The organism is Streptococcus sp. Marseille-P6264 (assembly GCF_902460355.1).
In the GTDB taxonomy this organism is placed as follows: domain Bacteria; phylum Bacillota; class Bacilli; order Lactobacillales; family Streptococcaceae; genus Streptococcus.
In genome coordinates this window covers 143,484-164,435 of the sequence record NZ_CABPTO010000002.1, presented here as the reverse complement: position 1 = coordinate 164,435, position 20,952 = coordinate 143,484, and the positions used below count along the sequence as shown (strand labels likewise).

The following is a 20,952-nucleotide window of genomic DNA, read 5'->3' as shown; positions in this document are numbered from 1 at the left end:
TTTTAGACAATCTATATTTTATCAAGTATAATGGATAATGTAAAGGTCATTTTAAACAAAAATAAGAAAAAGAGGGAAAAATATGCGCTTTAATCAGTATAGTTATCGCAAGACAAATCCAGACATCATGCGCCAAGAATTAGCCGGTCTGGGTTTTATTTATGAGCCACACCTTTCTGACAAAGATAATCTCCAAAGCTTTCTACGACGCTGTTTCTTTCTCTATCAGGATACCGACTACTTACTTCGAGCTTGGGCCGCTGATAGCGAAACAGACTTGTTGACCTTCTTCGAGTCAGACCGCGAACTAACAGCTGAGGTCTTTTATATGACAGCCTTTCAGCTCTTGGACTTTGTCCCTTTTGTTGATTTCACCGATCTTGAGAAATTCCGAACAGAAAGCGACTTCCCTATTGTCTACGGCAATCTGCTAGAAAACCTCTACCAGTTGCTCAATACTCGGACAAAAAACGGTAATTTGCTGGTTGATAAGCTAGTCAGCGAGGGGTTGATTCCCGAGGACAATACCTACCACTACTTCAACGGCAAGAGTCTGGCGACCTTTTCCAGCCACGATGCCATCCGCGAGGTGGTTTATGTGGAAAGCCGAGTTGATACTGATGGAGACGGCCGGCCAGATCTAGTCAAGGTCAGCATTATCCGTCCTCGTTATCAAGGGCAAATCCCTGCCGTCATGACCGCTTCTCCTTATCATCAGGGAACCAACGACCCGGCCAGCGACAAGGCTCTCCATAATATGAATGTGGATCTAGCAAAAAAAGAGCCCCATCAAATCACAGTCCAAGACCCTGAGCTCAAATTGCTCCAGCTGGATGCGCCAGCTCCAGCTCAAGAAGTCTCTGAAGCCGAGGAAAAACTGGGTCATATCGGCACCTACACGCTCAATGACTACTTGCTACCCCGCGGCTTTGCCAATCTCTACGTGTCTGGCGTAGGAACCAAGGACTCTGAAGGTTTGATGACCAGCGGAGACTATCATCAGATCGAAGCCTATAAGAACGTTATTGACTGGCTCAATGGCCGCTGTCGAGCCTTCACCGATCACACGCGCCAGCGGGAAATCAAGGCTACTTGGTCTAACGGAAAAGTGGCTACGACCGGCATCTCCTATTTGGGCACCATGTCCAATGGATTAGCGACAACTGGTGTAGATGGGTTGGAAGTCATTATCGCAGAAGCTGGGATTTCTTCTTGGTACAACTACTACCGCGAAAACGGTCTCGTCACCAGCCCCGGTGGCTACCCAGGAGAGGACTTTGAATCCTTGACCGAACTGACCTACTCCCGCAACCTGAGGGCTGGTGACTACCTGCGCCATAATGATGCTTATCAGCAAAGTCTAGAGCAACAGCGCAAGGACTTAGACCGGCAAACCGGAGATTACAATCAATTTTGGCATGACCGCAACTACCTGCTCCACGCAGATAAGGTCAAGGCTGAAGTCGTCTTCACCCACGGCTCTCAGGACTGGAATGTCAAGCCCCTCCATGTTTATAATATGTTCCGAGCTCTGCCAGCTCACATCAAAAAACACCTCTTCCTCCACAATGGAGCCCATGTTTACATGAACAACTGGCAGTCCATCGACTTCCGCGAAGCCATGAATGCCCTTCTCAGCAAGAAACTACTGGGCTATGCTTCAGACTTTGAACTACCGCCAGTCATCTGGCAGGACAACAGCCAAGCCCAAAACTGGCTGACTCTGGAGAACTTTGGTGGTCAGAAGAACTACGCTCATTTCCAACTAGGTAAAGGCACTCAAAAGATTCAAAATCAGTATTCAGAAGAAGACTACAATCGTTTTGCCAAAAACTACCAAAGCTTTAAAAACGAACTCTTTGACGGCAAGGTCAACCAGATTACTCTGGATTGGACTTTAGAAGATGACCTCTTCCTCAACGGAGTCACCCAGCTCAAACTGCGCCTCAAATCCAGCACGGACAAGGGGCTGATTTCCGCCCAGCTACTGGACTTTGGACCAGCCAAACGCCTCACTCCAATTCCGACACCGCTTGAGCCTCGAGTTATGGACAATGGCCGCTACTATATGCTGGACAATCTAGTTGAGTTGCCTTTTGCTGAAACGCCACACCGTGTCATCACCAAAGGCTTTCTCAACCTGCAAAATCGGACAGACTTGCTGACGGTCGAAGAAGTTGCCCCTGACCAATGGATGGAGTGTAGCTTTGATCTACAGCCAACTATCTACAAGATGAAAAAAGGCGACCAACTGCGCCTCGTCCTCTACACCACTGACTTCGAACACACCGTCCGTGATAAGACCGATTATCAGTTGACGGTAGATTTAGGGCAATCTAGTCTAGACTTGCCGACCATGGCATCACTTTCATAAAACCTAAAAGACGCTGAAATTCAGCGCCTTTTTCTTCTACTGTACATTGAAATATTTTTCTGCATATTTTTTATAATCTGGCTTTTCCTTGCGGTTCATGGCAAAGAGCATACTACCTGTGAGATAGTCATCGTCTGAATCAGGAATTAGCATAATAGCAATATTTTTATCTTTCTCAGGAAAGACGATAGAAAATTTTTTGCCATTATCTTTCCGAGTCAGGCCATAATAACTCACCCCATTTTTAAAACCAACAGCATTTTGAGTATACTTATACTCTTCTTCGTTGACAATGATGGTCTTGTCTTTTATTTCAATGATCGTTTGTTCACCGCTAACATCCTGAACATTCCATTTCCCCTGAATTTTAGGGCTGCCACTACAGCCGATTAGGATGAAGAGGGATGAGAGCACTACCAACAGCAAGCCTTTTATCTTCTTGTTTTTCAAGTTATATTCTCCTCGGTATATAGTTTCATGACTATACTACCATAAATACTAAATCTTTGTCAAACCGTCTAAAAATGTTCTTCTTGCCACTTTCCTAAAAAATGATATAATTGAAGAGTGAAGATTACTAAGGGACTCAGCCCTTGCGAGAGAAAGGAAAGAAAATCTTATGATGAATATGCAAAACATGATGAAGCAAGCCCAAAAACTTAAAAAAGAGATGGACATTGCTCAAGCAGAATTAGCCGCAACTGAATTTGTTGGAAAATCTAGCCAAGATTTAGTTGTAGCAACTCTTACTGGTGATAAAAAGGTTGTCAAAATTGACTTTCAGCCTGCTATCGTAGACCCAGAAGATATGGAAACTCTATCTGATTTGACTAGCCAAGCTATCAATGCTGCTATCGATCAAATTAACGAAGTAGCTAAACAAAAACTCAGCGCTTTCCAAAGTGGACTTTCTTTCTAATTCTGTTAAGTCCTTATAAAAATCAACTCCCAAAAATATGGTTCATTCATCCTTTTGGGAGTTTTTTTGCGCAAAAAAATTGGAGAAAAGGTCTCAGCATTTTCTCCAATATAAATCTTCTTAATGTCTAAAATGTCTCACTCCTGTGAAGACCATGGTCAAGCCATATTTGTCCGCTGCTTCGATGGACTCTTGGTCACGAACGGAGCCACCTGGCTGGATGATGGCTTTGATTCCTGCTTTGGCGATTTCTTCCACATTATCCGCAAATGGGAAGAAGGCATCGGAAGCAAGAACAGCACCGTCAAGGCGGTCTTTGGCCTGGTCAATGGCGATACGAACAGAGGCCACACGGTTAGTTTGACCCGGGCCAACACCAAGTGTCATGTGGTCGTTGGTCACGATGATACCGTTTGATTTGACATACTTGATAGCCTTCCAAGCGAAATCAAGGGCGGTTGCTTCTGTCTCAGTTGGCTGACGTTTGGTCACCACTTGCCAGTCAGCTGGACTTTCTTTGACCACGTCTTGGTTTTGCACAAGAAGTCCACCTACTACACCGATGTATTCTGCTTCCACTTCACTAGCGTCTTGAGCATCAAATGGCAAGGCAAGGATACGCAAGTTTTTCTTTTTATTAGTCAAAATAGCTAGTGCTTCATCCGTATAGCTCGGTGCTATGATGATTTCAAGGAAAACACCGTGCATCTTCTCAGCCGTCGCAGCATCCACCTCACGGTTGAGGACGACAATCCCACCAAAGATAGAAACTGGGTCAGACTCATAAGCGTAGTCCCAAGCAATTTCGATGTCATCAGCCTGACCAATACCACATGGGTTCATGTGTTTGAGAGCCACAACGGTTGGACGATCTTTGAAGTCACGAATAATACGAATGGCTGCATCCGCATCACGGATATTGTTAAAGGACAATTCTTTACCGTTGAGCTGTTTCGCTGATGCAATCGAATAGTCAGTCGGTAAGGCTTTTTGGTAAAAGTCCGCATCCTGCTGAGGATTTTCCCCATAACGCATTGATTGCTTGAGATCATAAGTCAAAGTGAGCTTTTCAGGTTTTGTTTCACCCACTTGAGCTGTGAAGTATTCTGCAATCAAGGCATCATAAGCCGCAGTGTGACGGAAAACCTTGGCTGCTAAACGTTGGCGAGTTTCGTAACTTGTTTCACCATTGGCTGCCAATTCGTCCAAAACCACTGCATAGTCTGCAGGATCTACCACAACTGTTACGCTGGCATGATTCTTCGCTGCTGAGCGAAGCATAGATGGTCCACCGATGTCAATATTTTCCACCGCATCAGCGTAAGTCACATCTGGTTTGAGAATGGTTTCCTTGAAAGGATAAAGATTGACCACTACAAGGTCAATGAGCTCGATTTGATTGTCCTTAGCCGCTTCCAAGTGGCTATCCAAGTCACGACGAGCGAGGAGCCCACCGTGGATATTTGGATGAAGGGTCTTGACACGACCATCCATCATTTCTGGGAAACCAGTCACATCATCGATGGCAATGGTCTCCACCCCGGCATGGTCAAGGGCAACTTTGGTACCACCTGTTGAGATGATGTCCCAACCAAGTTTTTTGAGTTTTTGGGCAAATTCAACAATGCCCGCTTTATCTGAGACACTGATTAAGGCGCGTTTCGTCATGTTATTTCCTTTCATTGTATCAAGAGGTGCTTTCATATCATTTAAACCAAAGACTGGCGATTATAGTCTGTAAGCTGATTCCCAAGTTCTTTTAACAGTTTTCTGACCTCAAGCTTACTAGTTTCACTTTCGTACACACTTCGCAGTTCTGCATCTGTCGCACCAATTAAGGTTACAAATTCCACTTTTCCATGTGGAGTATCTAGAGGTTTAGCTAAATCATCAGCGGCAGTCAAGAAGCCTGTCAAATTAGATTTCTGTTGGGCATCAATTCCTACCGTTTGCTTGGTATATATGTATTCTTCTGGCAAAACCACTTTACCAGTTTTAAAAATATATCTTGCCACATACTGTAGCAAACCACAGCCATTTTTAATTTCTTCTTCGTCATTATTTGATTTCTTTAACTTAAACGTTAATTCAATCCCATAACCACTGTATTCTGGATCTGAGCTTTCCTTTGTATATAATTCTGACAAGCCATAGCCAACAAAATGCCAAAAATCTCCTGCATCGTAAACACTGATGCCATCAAGTGGATCTGGGCCGCCTAGCATATACTTGATAACTGTCCCATAATGAAGTGGATTGGGCTGATCAGGGTATAAACGATTAAATTCTGCATCAATCGCTTCCCATCCTGGAGCGCTATCATCTGTATTTTCAACTTTAATAACAATCTTGTCTTCATCTTTAGTTGACTTCTCTTCATCAGAAGATTTCTTCTTAAAAAAATCAAACAACCCCATAAATTTCTCCTTAGCAGATGACTTTTATTCCTTGCCACAAAATCATCTATGATTTCCTTCTTATTTTCGTGCAACTCCCAAACTATCCAATACCTCTGGATACAACTTGTACTCCGCTTCATGAATGCGAGCTTCAAAGCTTTCTATGGTATCATCAGCTAGCCGTGGCACACGGACTTGTTTAATAACCTTCCCTGTATCCACACCGGAGTCCACCCAGTGAATGGTAACGCCGCTCTCAGTAACGCCTGCATTCCAAGCATCCTCAATGCCATGAGCACCTGGAAATTCTGGCAAGTAAGCTGGATGAATGTTGATAATTCGGCCCTCATAAGCTGACAATAAAGTTGGCCCAACGATTTTCATGTAGCCTGCTAGGCAAACCAAGTCAATCTGGTGTTCTTCCAAGAGTTCAACAAGGGCTGCTTCGTAGTCCGCCTTGTTCTCAAATTCCTTGAGTTCAAAAGCATAGGACAGAACACCGAGATTGTCTGCACGCTCGAGCACATAGGCGTCACGATGGTCTGAAAAGACAAACTCCACCGGAAACTCTTCAGCAATCACCTGAAAATTTGAGCCATTACCAGAAGCAAAAACCGCTATTTTTTTCATTTGATGATGACACTTTCGTTTTCTTTCTTGACGATGCGACCAATTTCATAGACTGGTTCATCCAGCAATTCTTTGATACGATCTACGTTTTCAGGGCTAACTGCCAGCATGAGTCCCACACCCATGTTGAAGATTTCAAACATTTCTTCATGCTTGATTTCACCATATTTTTCAAGGGCTTTGAAGATTGGTAAGACTGGAACCTTACTTTCCTCAATCTCTGCAGCCAGCTCAGCTGCAAACATACGAGGGACATTTTCGATAAAGCCCCCACCTGTGATGTGGGCAATGCCGTTAACCAACCCTTCCTTGATGAGTGGCAAGACAGCCTTGACATAGATACGGGTCGGCTCAAGCAGAACTTCCTTAAGTTTCTTGCCTTCCAATTCTGGCAAGACTTCCTCACCTGTGTAGTCAGCAAAGACACGACGCACGAGTGAGTAACCATTGGAGTGAATGCCACTCGAAGCAAGTCCGAGAAGAACATCTCCTTCAGCTACTTTTGAACCGTCAATGATTTGAGATTTTTCAGCCACACCGACTGCAAAACCAGCCAGATCGTAGTCATCTTCGCCATACATACCAGGCATTTCAGCCGTTTCCCCACCGATGAGGGCAGCGCCTGCCTGCAAACAACCTTCTGCCACACCAGCAACGACTTGTTCTAGTTTAGCTGGTTCATTCTTGCCAGTCGCGACGTAGTCAAGGAAGTAAAGAGGCTCCGCACCTGCAGCGATGATGTCATTAACACACATGGCCACACAGTCCTGCCCGATGGTATCGTGCTTGTCGTACTTGATAGCCAGCATGAGCTTGGTCCCGACACCGTCAGTTCCTGAAATCAAGACGGGCTCTTTGACACCAGTTTTTGAAAGGTCAAACATGCCACCGAAACCACCAAGGGCTCCCATAACACCTGCGCGTTCCGTACGAGCCACGTGCTTTTTGATCCGCTCAACAACTTCATAACCCGCTTCAACATCCACACCCGATTGGGCATAAGCATTCTTATTTGTCATTTTTGTCTCCTCTTCCTTTCCTTTAATGGAGGGTCTTCATCCGCCTATTTGTAAAAACTGGTTTTTTCATCCAAACTTCTACGATAGTCTTCTTCATAGTCGTAGAGAGGAGTTGGGTAGTCGCCATCAAAGTAAGCGACACAGAGGCCACCGTTCGGCGCATCTGTTTCAATCCCGATAGAATTAATCAAGCCATCAATTGAAAGATAGGTCAGGCTATCCGCACCAATGATTTGGCGAGTTTCTTCAACTGTATGATTAGCCGCAATCAGCTCCTGACGCGTCTGGATATCAATACCGTAGAAGCATGGATAAGCTAGTGCTGGACTTCCAATGGCAACGTGAACCTCGGACGCACCTGCTTCTTTCAAGAGCTGAACGATACGACGAGAGGTTGTTCCACGAACAATGGAATCATCAATCATGACCACACGTTTACCTTTGACAACACCCGAAACAGCAGACAGTTTCATCCGCACCCCTTGCTCTCTCAATTCTTGAGTTGGTTGGATAAATGTACGTTGGGTATATTGGTTTTTGATCAGCCCCATTTCATTTGGCAAACCAGACTCCTCCGCAAAGCCCATGGCTGCACTGAGTGAAGAATTAGGCACACCGACCACGATATCCGCCCCATGCTTAAATTCACGCGCCAATTGAGCCCCCATACGTTTGCGAGCTGTATGGACATTGACCCCATGGATGTTAGAGTCAGGGCGAGCAAAATAGATATACTCCATAGAACAAATCGCCAACTGGGTATCATTCGTATAACTATCGTACTGGATGCCATTGTCATCCACAATCACAATTTCCCCTGGTTTTACATCACGAATCCACTCGGCACCGATTACTTCAAAGGCACAAGTTTCAGAGGAAACGACAACTGCTCCGTTGGCCATTTTCCCGATTGATAGAGGTCGGAAGCCATTTGGATCAAGGGCTGCAATCAACTTATCTTCAAACAGCAAGAGATAAGCGAAACCACCTTTGACAAGACTAAGCGCTTCCTTGATTTTGCCCATCAAGTTTGGATTGTGGCTACGGCGAATGAGATGAGCCAAGATTTCCGAGTCCGAAGTCGCGCTGAAAATCGCTCCTCTTTGTTCCAATTCTTGCTTGAGAGATTCTGCATTGGTCAGATTCCCATTATGAGCCAAACCAAACTGCATATCATGAAAGCGAAAGAGGAAGGGTTGGATGTTATCAACAGAAGCTTCGCCAGCAGTCGCATAACGCACGTGTCCAATCGCTCCAGGCCCTGTCAATTTATCCAAATTAGCAGGATTTCTGAACACTTCTGATAAAAGCCCCATATCGCGATGACGCTTTAATGTCCCTTGGTCATTGGAGAGGATCCCTGCCCCCTCCTGACCACGGTGCTGAAGACTGTGGAGCCCAAAATAGGTCATTTTAGCAGCATCTGGATGTCCCCAAATACCGAAAACACCACATTCTTCATTAAGAGATTTTACTTCGTATGTCATTTTTTATACCTTTTATTTCCCTGTGAAATAACGCACAGCTGACGCAAATAGGTGCTGGTCTTTATTTCCTGGGATATTTTGGAAAAGACCGTCTTCATAACGTTCTGAGTGCCCCATTTTACCGATAATCTGGCCGTTCTTACTGATGATTCCTTCGATGGCATTTACAGAACCATTTGGATTATATTTAGAATCCATGCTTGGTTTGCCTTCGAAGTCCACGTATTGGCTGAAAATTTGTCCATTGTCACGGAGCTCCGCAAATTCCTCCGCCGTCACGACAAACTTCCCTTCCCCGTGCGAAACAGGAATAGCGTGGATATCGTCCACTTGCACCCCAGCCAACCATGGCGAGTTGGTATTGGCAATGCGAGTTTCCACCATCTTGGCCACGTGTTGGTTGGCATCATTGTAGAAGAGGGTTGGACTAGTACTGCTTGCATCTTCAAAGTTTCCGTATGGAAGAAGGCCTGATTTTACGAGAGCTTGGAATCCATTACAGATACCGATAATCAAGCCACCACGAGCGATAAAGCTATCAATGGCCGCACGCACTTTTTCATTGAGAAGGATATTGACGATAAACTTAGCTGAACCATCTGGCTCGTCCGCAGCTGAGAATCCACCGGCAAAGAAGAGGATATTAGCCTTGCCGATGTTGTCAACCATGGTTTCAACTGACTTGACAATAGCTTCTTCATTCAAGGTCACAAATGGCACCAAGTTGACCTCTGCACCTTCTTTTTCGAAGGCCTTAGCTGAGTCATATTCTGAGTTGGTACCTGGGAAGACTGGGATGTAAACCACAGGTTTTTCAATAGTTTCTTTGGCTTTGATGACTGCGTTAGAAGCGACAGCTGGAACTTCTGCCAGTTCTTTCGCTTGGGCAAATTCTGTTGGGTAAACAGCTTCTAATTTATCTTGGAAGGCACTGTCTAGTTTGTCTCCATCTAGCTTCACGCCGTTGACAAGGAGAGCAAAGTCTGCACTCGTTTGACCAATCTTCTCAACACCAGCAATTTCTTCAGGAGATGTGAAGACAAATCCGCCTAGCTGAGCTGTCAAAGAACTTTCAAGTTCAGGCAAGGTCACCTCTGCACCGATATGGTTTCCAAAAGTAGCAAGTGCCAAACTTTCAACCACACCACCATACTTGACAGCTGATGCAGATGTCACATTGTGAGCCTTTTGAAGGGCTTCAAACTGAACGAAGTTAGACTTGATAAGATCAAAGTCAATCTCTTGTGCCAAGGCTTGACCTGGAATGTAGTAGATGTTTTCACCAGCAGTTTTGAACTCAGGAGAAAGAACCTGACGGCTATCCGCTGTTGTCACCCCAAAGGCAACCAAGGTTGGCGGTACTGTCAATTCTTCAAAGGTACCAGACATAGAGTCCTTACCACCGATAGATGGCAAACCAAGTTGGATTTGTGCTTCGATAGAGCCTAGAAGAGCTGCTACTGGCTGACCAAAACGCTCTGCTTGCTTGTCCATCCGCTCGAAGTACTCTTGGTAAGAGAAACGAGCCTTAGACCAGTTGGCGCCTGCCGCCACTAGACGAGCAGTCGCTTCGATAACTGCATAGGCAGCTCCGTGGTATGGAGACCATTCAGCTACATATGGATTGAATCCTTGAGCCATGACGGACGCAGTATGAGTCACACCGTGTTGAACTGGTAATTTCTGCACAGATGCCTCAGTTGGTGTGAGTTGGTAGCGACCACCAAGTGGGTGATTAACCGTAGAACGACCAACGGAACAGTCAAAGATAGTCTGCAAGCCTTTTTGACTCGCATGGTTGAGGTCAGATAGAACCGCAAGGGTATCTGTTTCCAGTGTTTCAACACTCGTCTTGCGCTCTTCTGGGAGCTTGACATCCTTGTCCACCACCTTGGCATCAACAACGACACGCACACCATTGGTATCAAGGAAACGACGCTCCAAGTCCACGATTGTCTCACCATTCCAATGCATGACTAGATTTGGTTTTTCAGTCACTGTAGCAACCACAACCGCGTCAATATTTTCTTTGTTACATTCAGCAACGAAGGTATCTACATCCTCAGGACGAACCACGACTGCCATACGTTCTTGTGATTCAGAGATGGCAATTTCGGTACCATTCAAGCCTTGATATTTAAGAGGAACCTTGTTGAGGTCAATTTCAAGACCGTCTGCCAATTCACCGATAGCTACACAGACACCACCAGCACCGAAGTCGTTGGATTTCTTGATAAGACGAGTGACATCTCCATTACGGAAAAGACGTTGAATCTTGCGTTCTTCGATGGCATTCCCTTTTTGAACCTCAGCACCAGCAGTCTCTACAGACTCAACTGTTTGAACCTTAGAAGACCCTGTCGCACCACCGACACCATCACGGCCGGTCTTGCCTCCAAGAAGGATAATCACATCACCGGCTTCCGGTTTTTCACGGACTACATTGCCCTTGGGAGCAGCACCGACAACAGCACCAAGCTCCATGCGTTTGGCTACAAATCCTGGATGGAAATACTCACGAACGTAGGTCGTCGCAAGACCAATTTGGTTACCATACGAAGAATAACCATGAGCTGCTGTTTTAGAAATGACTTGTTGTGGCAATTTCCCAGCACGCGTTTCTGAAATCGGAGCTGTAATATCACCCGCACCAGAGATACGCATAGCTTGGTAAACGTATGAACGCCCTGACAACGGGTCACGAATGGCGCCACCGATACAAGTAGCCGCCCCACCAAATGGCTCAATTTCCGTTGGGTGGTTGTGGGTTTCATTTTTGAACATGAGAAGCCATGGCTCTTTCACACCATCAACGTCCACTTCGATTTCAACTGAACAAGCATTAATCTCGTCAGACACTTCCATGTCGTCCAAACGACCATTAGCACGCTCATAACGACCAAAAATAGTCGCCATATCCATCAAGGTTTGTGGCTTTTCCGAACGCCCCAACTCCTCACGCATGGCAATATACTTATCATAAGTCGCCTGCAATTGTTTTTGGAATTTAGAAGCTGAGAAATCAATCTGTTTCAACTCTGTCTCAAAAGTCGTGTGACGACAGTGGTCAGACCAATAAGTGTCCAAAACCTTGAGCTCTGTCTCAGTTGGCACGCGCCCGATTGACTTGAAATAGTCTTGGATAAAGAGCAAATCGTCCACTTCCATGGCCATCCCTTGCTCTGCCTTGTAGCGGGCAAAGTCTTCTGCCGTATAGCTTTCAAAGAAGGTCAATTTTGGAATGGTCTTGTCTGACTCTGAAAATTCCTGCTTGGCAATCCCTGTCGTAATGTCCTTGAAACGAGAATCAACTGGATTGAGCAAGTAGTTCTTGACCGCTTCCAACTCCGTCGCATCAATATCTTTATTGACCAAGTAAAGTTGGGCTGTATTGACTGTCACATCACTAGAGCTTCCAAGCAGAAGCAAGGCTTCTTGAGAGGAAGCCGCGCGTTGGTCAAACTGCCCTGGCAGGCTTTCAATGGCAAAGAAAGCATAGTTGGCAAGATCCGCTTGCACAGCCGATTCTTCCAAGACATGGTCTGTCACCTGCTCAGAGAAGATGTGTTTCTCTGCGGGCGCAAACAAATCCTCTGCCAAATCAAAGACATCATAAACTTGCACAATGCGAATACTTTTCAAAGTTGACAGTCCCAAGTTGTGCTGGAGTTCTCTTACCAAACTCTCTGACTTGACCTGAAAATCAGCCTTTTTTTCAACAAAAATACGTTTATCCATCAATTCTTATTCCTTTATTTCAGCTCTTGCAATATTCCCAAATGACCTTGAAGGTGTTATTTTAAACCTTGCAACTTCTCCCAGACAACTTCGTAAACGTCTGTTAGTTCACCTAGACCTCTACGGAAAACATCCTTATCCATGTGGTTTCCATCCGCATCCCACAAACGGCAGTTATCTGGTGAAAATTCGTCTGCCAAGATGATCTTGCCATCCTTGTCAAAACCGAACTCTAGCTTAAAATCAATCAATTTGAGGCCAATTTCAGCAAACCAAGCTTTCAAAAGCTCATTGATACGACGCGTTTCTTCCTTCAAGTAGGCAATCTGCTGGTCATCCGCAATTTTAAGGAATTTCACATGCTCGTCATTGATAAAGGGATCATCCAAATCATCATTTTTATAGTAAAATTCTACAATTGGAGTCTCAAATGCGATACCTTCTTCTACGCCAAAACGTTTTGAAAAGGAACCAGCTGTGTAGTTGCGGAGCACGACTTCCAAAGGAATGATATCAACTTTTTTATTGAGCTGATCTGTATCTGAGATTTTCTCGATAAAATGCGTTGCTACACCGGCAGCGTTCAACTTTTCAAAGATAAAGGCTGAAATCTGATTATTCAAAACTCCCTTACCTGCAATCTGCTCCTTCTTGACACCGTTAAAAGCAGTCGCCTGATCCTTGTAGCGGGACAAAATCACCTGCTCATCTTCTGTCGCAAAAATATCCTTTGCTTTTCCCGAATATAACAACTTGTTTGACATTTTATTATTCGCCTTTCGTGCTTTTATGCTTTAATTTTATCACTTTTAAATACATTTTACAAGTATTTCCGTACATTACGGACGTGAAAACATGAAAAAGATTGGAAAAACAACATTTAAAAGCTGAAAATATCCTGTTCCCATACAAAAACAGGACTTTTTCAAGCCCTGTTCTAGATTTCTCTAATATAAGTCCAAATAATTATCAACTTCCCATTGGGAAACAAAGGTCGCATAGCTAGCCCATTCAATCCGCTTGGCTTCAACAAAGCTAGTGTAGATATGGTTACCCAAAGCTGCCTTGACGACCTCATCTTCAGTTAAAGCCTTAAGGGCATTATGGAGAGTAGATGGCAGGTCTGTAATACCGGCTTCCTTGCGTTCCTCAGCTGTCATCACATAGATATTTTCCTCGATTGGAGCTGGCGCTTCGATTTTATTTTCCACTCCATGCAGTCCCACTTCTAGGAGCACTGCCATAGCGATATAAGGATTGGCCATAGGGTCTACTGAACGCAATTCCAAGCGAGTTCCCATGCCGCGCGATGCTGGTACTCGCACCAAAGGCGAGCGATTTTGACCAGCCCAAGCGATGTAAACTGGCGCTTCAAAGCCAGGCACCAAACGTTTATAAGAGTTGACAGTTGGATTCATGATAGCCGTATAGTTATAGGCGTGCTTAATCAAACCGCCCAAGAAATAGTAGGCTGTCTCAGACAACTGCATTCCTTTTGGATCCTCTGGATCATAAAACGCATTATTTCCATCTTGGTCAAAGAGGGACATATTGCAGTGCATACCAGAACCAGCAATACCAAACTTTGGCTTAGCCATGAAAGTCGCATAGAGACCGTGCTTACGAGCAATGGTTTTCACCACCAATTTAAAAATCTGAATCTTATCACAAGCGCGAAGCACTTCATCATACTTAAAGTCAATCTCGTGCTGGCCGACTGCTACCTCGTGGTGACTAGCTTCCACTTCAAAGCCCATCTTAGTCAAAACATTGACAATTTCTCGACGGGTATTATCCGCCAAGTCTGTCGGCGCCAAGTCAAAGTATCCACCCTTGTCATTCACTTCCAGTGTTGGATCGCCATTTTCATCCAATTTGAAAAGGAAAAATTCTGGCTCAGGACCAAGATTGAAAGACTTGAAGCCCAGTGCTTCCATATGTTTGAGAGCTCGCTTAAGGTTGCTACGAGGATCTCCTGCAAAGGGAACATGTTCTGTCGTATAAACATCACAGATCAAGCCTGCTACACTGCCATTTTCATCTCCCCAAGGAAAAACTGTCCAAGTATCCAAATCAGGATAAAGATACATGTCAGATTCATTGATCCGAACAAATCCCTCGATAGACGAACCGTCAAACATAGCCTTATTTGATAAGACCTTTTCAAGCTGCTCATCCGTTGCTGGAATTTCAACGTTTTTCATGGTTCCCAAAATATCAGAGAACATCAGACGGATGAAAGTGACGTTTTTTTCTTTTACTTCGCGACGAATATCAGCTGCTGTAATGGACATGGGTAACTCCTTATATTTTTAAAAATAGTTTATGGTCGACGCATGTGACCAAAAGTTGGCAGAGAAGAGCCAAAACGACCTTGCTGTAAAATATCATTGTGGAGAGCTCGACGGACTTCCTTTTCACTAATCGTTTTGTGGGATTTAGCTTCACGCTCAGCATATTTCTTTTTGATAGCAGCGATATTATAGCCTTCAGAAATATAATCCTTAATTTCCAAAAGTCGATCCATATCATTCAAGGAATACATCCGACGATTGCCCTCATTCCGAACGGGGGTAATCAGATTTTGCTCCTCATAATATCGAATCTGACGGGCAGATAAGTCCGTTAACTTCATAACGCTACCTATGGGAAAGACTGCCATATTTCGGCGAAACTCTTTTTCCTTCATTTTTTTCCTCTCTATGCACTATTATAACTAATTTTTTTTGTATGTCAACAATCAATGTGAGATTTTCTTACACATTTTAATTTATAGATTTAAAGAAATTCTTAATTCTATCTACATCCGAATTTACAACTATTGCGACAAAGACTCCCATAAAGGTTTCAAAGACCCTAGCAAAAACGTATAAAATAGTATCTTCCGGACTAATGGAAAGAGTGATAATCAGCATGGCTGACACACCACCAATCACTCCAGCCTTATTGTTCATAGCAACATTGGTCATGATCGTCAGCATCGTACAGATTGGCACAAATACTAAAGTCACCCAAAACTGGCCATTCAATAAATTTCCCAACAAATAGAATATCAAGGCATAAAAGCCCCCGACACTATTTCCTAAAATACGAGAAGTCCCGAAATGAACACTTTTATCAAAATCTTCTCGCAGGCTAAACACCGCTGTCAGAGCCCCAATTTGGAGCCCCTTCCAGCCAAACATGCCAAAAATAAGTAGGACAATAAAGACTGCTATCCCTGTTTTCATCGTCCTCATGCCTAAGCGAAACTTTGATTTATCAAATTTGTACTTACTAAAATAGCTCATGCCTTTTCCTTTTTAAAAGTAAACTATCTCTATTCTAACATATTTTCTAACAAAAAGGCTCTGTCCATCCAGTTTATTGTTTGTATCCTACAGGGATGCATAGCCAGCTCCTACTGTATTTCTAACTACATTTCCCATTATTGATTACTCGCTAGGAAAATAGAAGTCAAAAGCCCATTTCCTCAGACGCCTACGAGGACAACAGAAAAAGAGTTGGTTTCCCAACTCTTTCCGTTTCAAAGATTATTTTTCAGTCAAAGCTGCAAGCCCTGGAAGAACTTTACCTTCAAGAAGCTCCATAGAAGCGCCTCCGCCCGTACTAATCCATGAGAACTTGTCTGCACGACCAAGGTTGATGGCTGCGGCAGCTGAGTCACCACCACCGATGATTGATTTCACACCTGGTTGTTTCACGATAGCGTCCATGACACCGATTGTACCAGCTTGGAAGTCAGGGTTTTCAAATACACCCATTGGTCCGTTCCATACAACTGTTTTGGCACCAGTTAAGGCTTCGTCGAATTTAGCGATTGATTTTGGACCGATATCAAGACCAAGGAAACCTGGATCTACTGCTTCACCTTCAGTATCTTTCACTTCAGTGTAGTCAGCAAATGCGTTTGCTTCTTTTGAGTCAACTGGTAAGATCAATTTGCCGTTTGCTTTTTCAAGAAGAGCTTTAGCAACATCCAATTTGTCTTCTTCTACAAGTGAGTTACCGATTTCGATCCCTTGCGCTTTGTAGAATGTGTAAGTCATACCACCACCGATAAGGACTTTATCAGCTTTTTCAAGCAAGTTTTCGATAACACCGATCTTGTCTGAAACTTTTGAACCACCAAGAATGGCCACGAATGGGCGTTCTGGAGCTTCGACTGCTTCTTGGATGTAAGCAATTTCGTTTTCAAGAAGGAAACCAGCAACAGCTTTTTCAACATTTGCTGAGATACCAACGTTAGATGCGTGCGCACGGTGAGCTGTACCGAATGCATCGTTTACGAAGATACCATCTCCAAGAGATGCCCAGTATTTACCAAGTTCAGGATCGTTTTTAGATTCTTTCTTGCCGTCAACATCTTCAAAACGAGTGTTTTCAACCAAGAGAACTTGTCCATCTTCAAGAGCGTTAACAGCGGCTTCCAATTCAGCACCACGTGTAACACCTGGGATAAATTTAACTTCTTGTCCCAATTTAGCTGCCAAGTCAGCAGCTACAGGAGCAAGTGATTTACCAGCTTTGTCTGCTTCTTCTTTTACACGGCCAAGGTGAGAGAAGAGGATAGCACGTCCACCTTGTTCAAGGATGTACTTGATAGTAGGAAGAGCTGCAGTGATACGGTTGTCGTTGGTAATCACGCCATCTTTTACAGGAACGTTGAAGTCAACACGAACGAGAACTTTTTTCCCTTTCAATTCAACGTCTTTAACAGTCAATTTTGCCATTAGATATGACTCCTTCTTTTTTTATACGTGTTAATTATATCACAAAATCTACAAAAGTGATAGCAAAAATTAATGGCTTTTCCTTTTCTCCAATCAAAGATAGATGAAAGACTACACGATTCTCATTTTTCTGATAAATGCTAATGATGTTGCATGAGCAAGGTGATTTCCAATAGCCATTCCTTCACGCTGTTCCGCAAAACAAAAAAAGAGATCCGATAGATCTCTTTTTCATGCAATTGAATTATTTAGCGATTTTTGCAAAGTATTCAAGAGTACGAACAAGTTGTGAAGTGTAAGACATTTCGTTGTCATACCATGAAACAACTTTAACCAATTGTTTACCGTCAACGTCAAGAACTTTAGTTTGAGTTGCGTCAAACAATGAACCGAATGACATACCTACGATATCAGAAGATACGATTGGATCTTCAGTGTAACCATATGATTCGTTAGAAGCTGCTTTCATAGCTGCGTTTACTTCATCAACAGTAACGTTCTTATCAAGAACCGCTACCAATTCAGTTACAGAACCTGTTGGAACAGGAACACGTTGAGCAGCTCCGTCCAATTTACCGTTCAATTCAGGGATAACCAAACCGATTGCTTTAGCAGCACCAGTTGAGTTAGGAACGATGTTAGCTGCAGCAGCACGAGCACGGCGAAGGTCACCTTTACGGTGTGGTCCATCAAGAACCATTTGGTCACCAGTGTAACCGTGGATAGTAGTCATCAAACCTTCAACGATACCGAAGTTGTCATGAAGAGCTTTAGCCATTGGAGCCAAACAGTTTGTAGTACATGAAGCACCTGAGATAACTGTTTCAGTACCATCAAGAATGTCATGGTTAGTGTTAAATACAACTGTTTTAACATCTGATCCACCAGGAGCAGTGATAACAACTTTCTTAGCACCACCAGCGTGCAAGTGTTTTTCAGCAGCTGCTTTAGTAGCAAAGAAACCAGTTGCTTCAAGAACGATTTCTACACCGTCGTTAGCCCAGTCGATTTGTTCTGGATCACGTTCAGCAGAAACTTTAACGAATTTACCGTTAACTTCAAATCCACCTTCTTTAACTTCAACAGTACCATCGAAACGACCTTGAGTTGTGTCGTATTTCAACAAGTGTGCAAGCATCACTGGATCTGTAAGGTCGTTGATGCGAGTAACTTCAACACCTTCTACGTTTTGGATACGGCGGAAAGCAAGACGACCGATACGTCCGAAACCGTTAATACCAACTTTAACTACCATTAGTGATTTCCTCCTTATGAAAATCATGAAAATTTTATTGTGAAAAGAGTAACTTGAATCACTACAAATCACCTTTCAACATATCTATTATATACCTTATTGAGCAAAATTGCAACTGATTTCATTATTATTAACAAGTAACAAATTTTCTTTCATGTATTTTCGATATTTTTCATAAATTTCATATGTTGATCCATAAAGAAAAAACGCCCGCTAGAAGCGAGCGTCATGTAGTAAATTATTCACCACGGTGTTTCTTAATGATTTCTTCTTGTACTGACTTAGGTACATCTTCGTAGTGGTCAAATACCATCATGAAGGTACCACGTCCTTGTGTTGCAGAACGAAGAACAGTCGCATAACCAAACATTTCAGCAAGTGGAACATAAGCACGAACGATTTGGCTGTTACCATGTGCTTCCATACCGTCAACACGTCCACGACGAGCTGTTACGTGACCCATAACATCACCAAGGTTTTCTTCAGGAACAGTGATTGTTACCAACATCATTGGCTCAAGGATAGCTGGTTGTGCAGTCTTAGCAGCTTCTTTCAAAGCAAGTGAAGCCGCAACCTTGAAGGCTGTTTCAGATGAGTCGACATCGTGGTATGAACCATCGTAAAGTTTAGCTTTCACATCAACGATTGGGTAGCCAGCAAGGACACCATTCGCCATTGACTCAATCAAACCTTTTTCAACCGCTGGGATGAATTCACGAGGAACCACACCACCGACGATAGCATTTTCAAACTCAAAGCCTTTTCCTTCTTCGTTTGGAGTAAATTCAATCCATACATCACCGAATTGACCTTTACCACCAGATTGGCGTTTGAAGAATCCACGAGCTTGAGTAGAAGCGCGGAATGTTTCACGGTAAGATACTTGAGGAGCACCTACGTTTGCTTCAACCTTAAACTCACGACGCATACGGTCAACAAGGACATCCAAGTGAAGCTCACCCATACCAGAGATAACCGTTTCACCAGTTTCAACGTTTGTTTCAACGCGGAATGTTGGATCTTCTTCAGCCAATTTTTGAAGGGCGATACCCATCTTGTCTTGGTCAGCTTTAGATTTTGGCTCAACCATCAATTGGATAACTGGTTCTGGAACGTTGATTGACTCGAGGATGATTTTTGCTTTTTCATCGGTCAATGAGTCACCAGTTGTCGTATCTTTCAAACCAACGGCAGCAGCGATATCACCTGAGTAAACAGTGTCAATTTCTTTACGAGTGTTGGCGTGCATTTGAAGGATACGTCCGATACGTTCACGTTTACCTTTAGAAGTGTTCAATACGTATGAACCTGATTGAAGAACACCTGAGTACACGCGGAAGAATGTCAAACGACCTACGAATGGGTCCGTCATGATCTTGAAGGCAAGCGCTGCAAATGGCTCTTCGTCAGATGCTGGACGTTCTTCTTCTTCGTCTGTATCTGGGTTTACACCCTTGATTGCAGGGATGTCAAGTGGGCTTGGAAGGTAATCAAGGACAGCATCCAACATCAATTGAACCCCTTTGTTCTTGAAGGCAGAACCACACAATACTGGGAAGAATTCAACGTTGATAGTCGCTTTACGGATACCAGCTTTCAATTCTTCATTTGTGATTTCTTCACCTTCAAGGTATTTCATCATCAAGTCTTCATCAGTTTCAGCGACTGCTTCAACTAATTTTTCACGGTATTCTTGAGCTTGGTCAAGGTATTCAGCTGGAATATCTTCTTCAAGAATGTCTGTACCAAGGTCGTTAGTATAGATTTCAGCTTTCATCTTGATCAAGTCAATGATACCACGGAAGTCATCTTCAGCACCGATTGGCAATTGGATTGGGTGTGCGTTTGCTTGAAGACGGTCGTGAAGTGTGCTTACTGAGTAAAGGAAGTCAGCACCGATTTTATCCATTTTGTTGGCAAATACGATACGTGGAACTCCGTACTCAGTTGCTTGACGCCAAACCGTTTCTGTTTGAGGCTCAACACCTGATTGTGAGTCAAGAACGGTTACAGCACCGTCCAAAACACGAAGAGAACGTTGTACTTCGATCGTGAAGTCCACGTGTCCTGGTGTGTCGATGATGTTTACACGAGTGTCTTTCCATTGAGCTGTTGTTGCAGCAGATGTGATAGTGATACCACGTTCTTGCTCTTGCTCCATCCAGTCCATTTGTGATGCACCTTCGTGAGTTTCACCGATTTTGTGGATTTTACCAGTGTAGTAAAGAATACGCTCAGTAGTTGTTGTTTTACCAGCATCGACGTGAGCCATGATACCGATATTACGAGTTTTTTCAAGTGAAAATTCGCGTGCCATGAGGTTAGTTTCTCCTATTTTTTTATTTTACAATCTATTATAACATTATTTAGCAAAAACGGATAGGCAAGACCCACCCGT

At 43.7% G+C, this 20,952-nt stretch carries 16 protein-coding genes; 2 read left to right on the top strand and 14 right to left on the bottom strand.

Annotated elements, in window-relative coordinates:
• Nucleotides 1-82 precede the first annotated feature (82 nt).
• Nucleotides 83-2,374: a Xaa-Pro dipeptidyl-peptidase gene (locus FZ941_RS04380; RefSeq protein WP_148886974.1), complete on the top strand. Its 2,292-nt coding sequence runs from the start codon at nucleotides 83-85 to the stop codon at nucleotides 2,372-2,374.
• A 36-nt stretch (nucleotides 2,375-2,410) separates the two neighbouring features.
• Here the strand turns inward: FZ941_RS04380 and FZ941_RS04375 are convergent, their stop codons facing one another.
• Complete coding sequence (locus FZ941_RS04375) at nucleotides 2,411-2,824, bottom strand: glycosyltransferase (RefSeq protein WP_187418376.1); 414 nt, start codon at nucleotides 2,822-2,824, stop codon at nucleotides 2,411-2,413.
• Between the two features lie 169 nt (nucleotides 2,825-2,993).
• Here FZ941_RS04375 and FZ941_RS04370 point away from each other — a divergent pair, with 169 nt between their 5' ends.
• Complete coding sequence (locus tag FZ941_RS04370) at nucleotides 2,994-3,293, top strand: YbaB/EbfC family nucleoid-associated protein (protein WP_015605798.1); 300 nt, start codon at nucleotides 2,994-2,996, stop codon at nucleotides 3,291-3,293.
• 120 nt (nucleotides 3,294-3,413) lie between these two features.
• On the opposite strand, the gene purH is transcribed toward FZ941_RS04370, so the two are convergent.
• The 13 genes from purH to fusA all read right to left on the bottom strand — a co-directional run bounded on the left by purH (nucleotide 3,414) and on the right by fusA (nucleotide 20,871).
• Nucleotides 3,414-4,961, bottom strand: coding sequence for a bifunctional phosphoribosylaminoimidazolecarboxamide formyltransferase/IMP cyclohydrolase (purH, locus tag FZ941_RS04365; RefSeq protein ID WP_148886973.1), 1,548 nt, complete (start codon nucleotides 4,959-4,961; stop codon nucleotides 3,414-3,416).
• Nucleotides 4,962-5,002: 41 nt separating this feature from the next.
• On the bottom strand, nucleotides 5,003-5,710 hold the full coding sequence (locus tag FZ941_RS04360; protein WP_148886972.1) for a suppressor of fused domain protein: 708 nt from the start codon (nucleotides 5,708-5,710) through the stop codon (nucleotides 5,003-5,005).
• Nucleotides 5,711-5,770: 60 nt separating this feature from the next.
• A complete protein-coding gene (gene purN, locus FZ941_RS04355; RefSeq protein WP_148886971.1) occupies nucleotides 5,771-6,322 on the bottom strand; it encodes a phosphoribosylglycinamide formyltransferase in 552 nt (183 codons plus the stop codon).
• Entirely contained in the window at nucleotides 6,319-7,341 is a 1,023-nt protein-coding gene (purM, locus tag FZ941_RS04350; protein WP_148886970.1) for a phosphoribosylformylglycinamidine cyclo-ligase, read from the bottom strand. Before purM ends, purN begins: the two co-directional genes overlap by 4 nt.
• 44 nt (nucleotides 7,342-7,385) lie before the next feature.
• Nucleotides 7,386-8,828, bottom strand: a complete 1,443-nt coding sequence (gene purF, locus FZ941_RS04345; protein ID WP_148886969.1) for an amidophosphoribosyltransferase — start codon at nucleotides 8,826-8,828, stop codon at nucleotides 7,386-7,388.
• A 12-nt stretch (nucleotides 8,829-8,840) separates the two neighbouring features.
• The gene (locus FZ941_RS04340) at nucleotides 8,841-12,566 is read right to left on the bottom strand and encodes a phosphoribosylformylglycinamidine synthase (RefSeq protein ID WP_148886968.1); all 3,726 of its coding nucleotides are present in this window, start codon (nucleotides 12,564-12,566) and stop codon (nucleotides 8,841-8,843) included.
• Between the two features lie 56 nt (nucleotides 12,567-12,622).
• Entirely contained in the window at nucleotides 12,623-13,330 is a 708-nt protein-coding gene (gene purC / locus FZ941_RS04335; protein ID WP_148886967.1) for a phosphoribosylaminoimidazolesuccinocarboxamide synthase, read from the bottom strand.
• A gap of 183 nt (nucleotides 13,331-13,513) precedes the next feature.
• Nucleotides 13,514-14,860 carry a type I glutamate--ammonia ligase gene (gene glnA / locus FZ941_RS04330; RefSeq protein WP_148886966.1) on the bottom strand — a complete coding sequence of 449 codons (1,347 nt, stop codon included), beginning with the start codon at nucleotides 14,858-14,860 and terminating at the stop codon, nucleotides 13,514-13,516.
• 29 nt (nucleotides 14,861-14,889) lie between these two features.
• Nucleotides 14,890-15,255: a MerR family transcriptional regulator gene (locus FZ941_RS04325; RefSeq protein ID WP_125372569.1), complete on the bottom strand. Its 366-nt coding sequence runs from the start codon at nucleotides 15,253-15,255 to the stop codon at nucleotides 14,890-14,892.
• A gap of 76 nt (nucleotides 15,256-15,331) precedes the next feature.
• Nucleotides 15,332-15,856, bottom strand: coding sequence for an aromatic acid exporter family protein (locus tag FZ941_RS04320; protein WP_125371179.1), 525 nt, complete (start codon nucleotides 15,854-15,856; stop codon nucleotides 15,332-15,334).
• A gap of 243 nt (nucleotides 15,857-16,099) precedes the next feature.
• Nucleotides 16,100-17,299 carry a phosphoglycerate kinase gene (locus FZ941_RS04315; protein ID WP_048764136.1) on the bottom strand — a complete coding sequence of 400 codons (1,200 nt, stop codon included), beginning with the start codon at nucleotides 17,297-17,299 and terminating at the stop codon, nucleotides 16,100-16,102.
• A gap of 244 nt (nucleotides 17,300-17,543) precedes the next feature.
• Nucleotides 17,544-18,554, bottom strand: coding sequence for a type I glyceraldehyde-3-phosphate dehydrogenase (gap, locus tag FZ941_RS04310; RefSeq protein ID WP_000260673.1), 1,011 nt, complete (start codon nucleotides 18,552-18,554; stop codon nucleotides 17,544-17,546).
• Nucleotides 18,555-18,792: 238 nt separating this feature from the next.
• Complete coding sequence (fusA, locus tag FZ941_RS04305; RefSeq protein WP_148886965.1) at nucleotides 18,793-20,871, bottom strand: elongation factor G; 2,079 nt, start codon at nucleotides 20,869-20,871, stop codon at nucleotides 18,793-18,795.
• Nucleotides 20,872-20,952 lie beyond the last annotated feature (81 nt).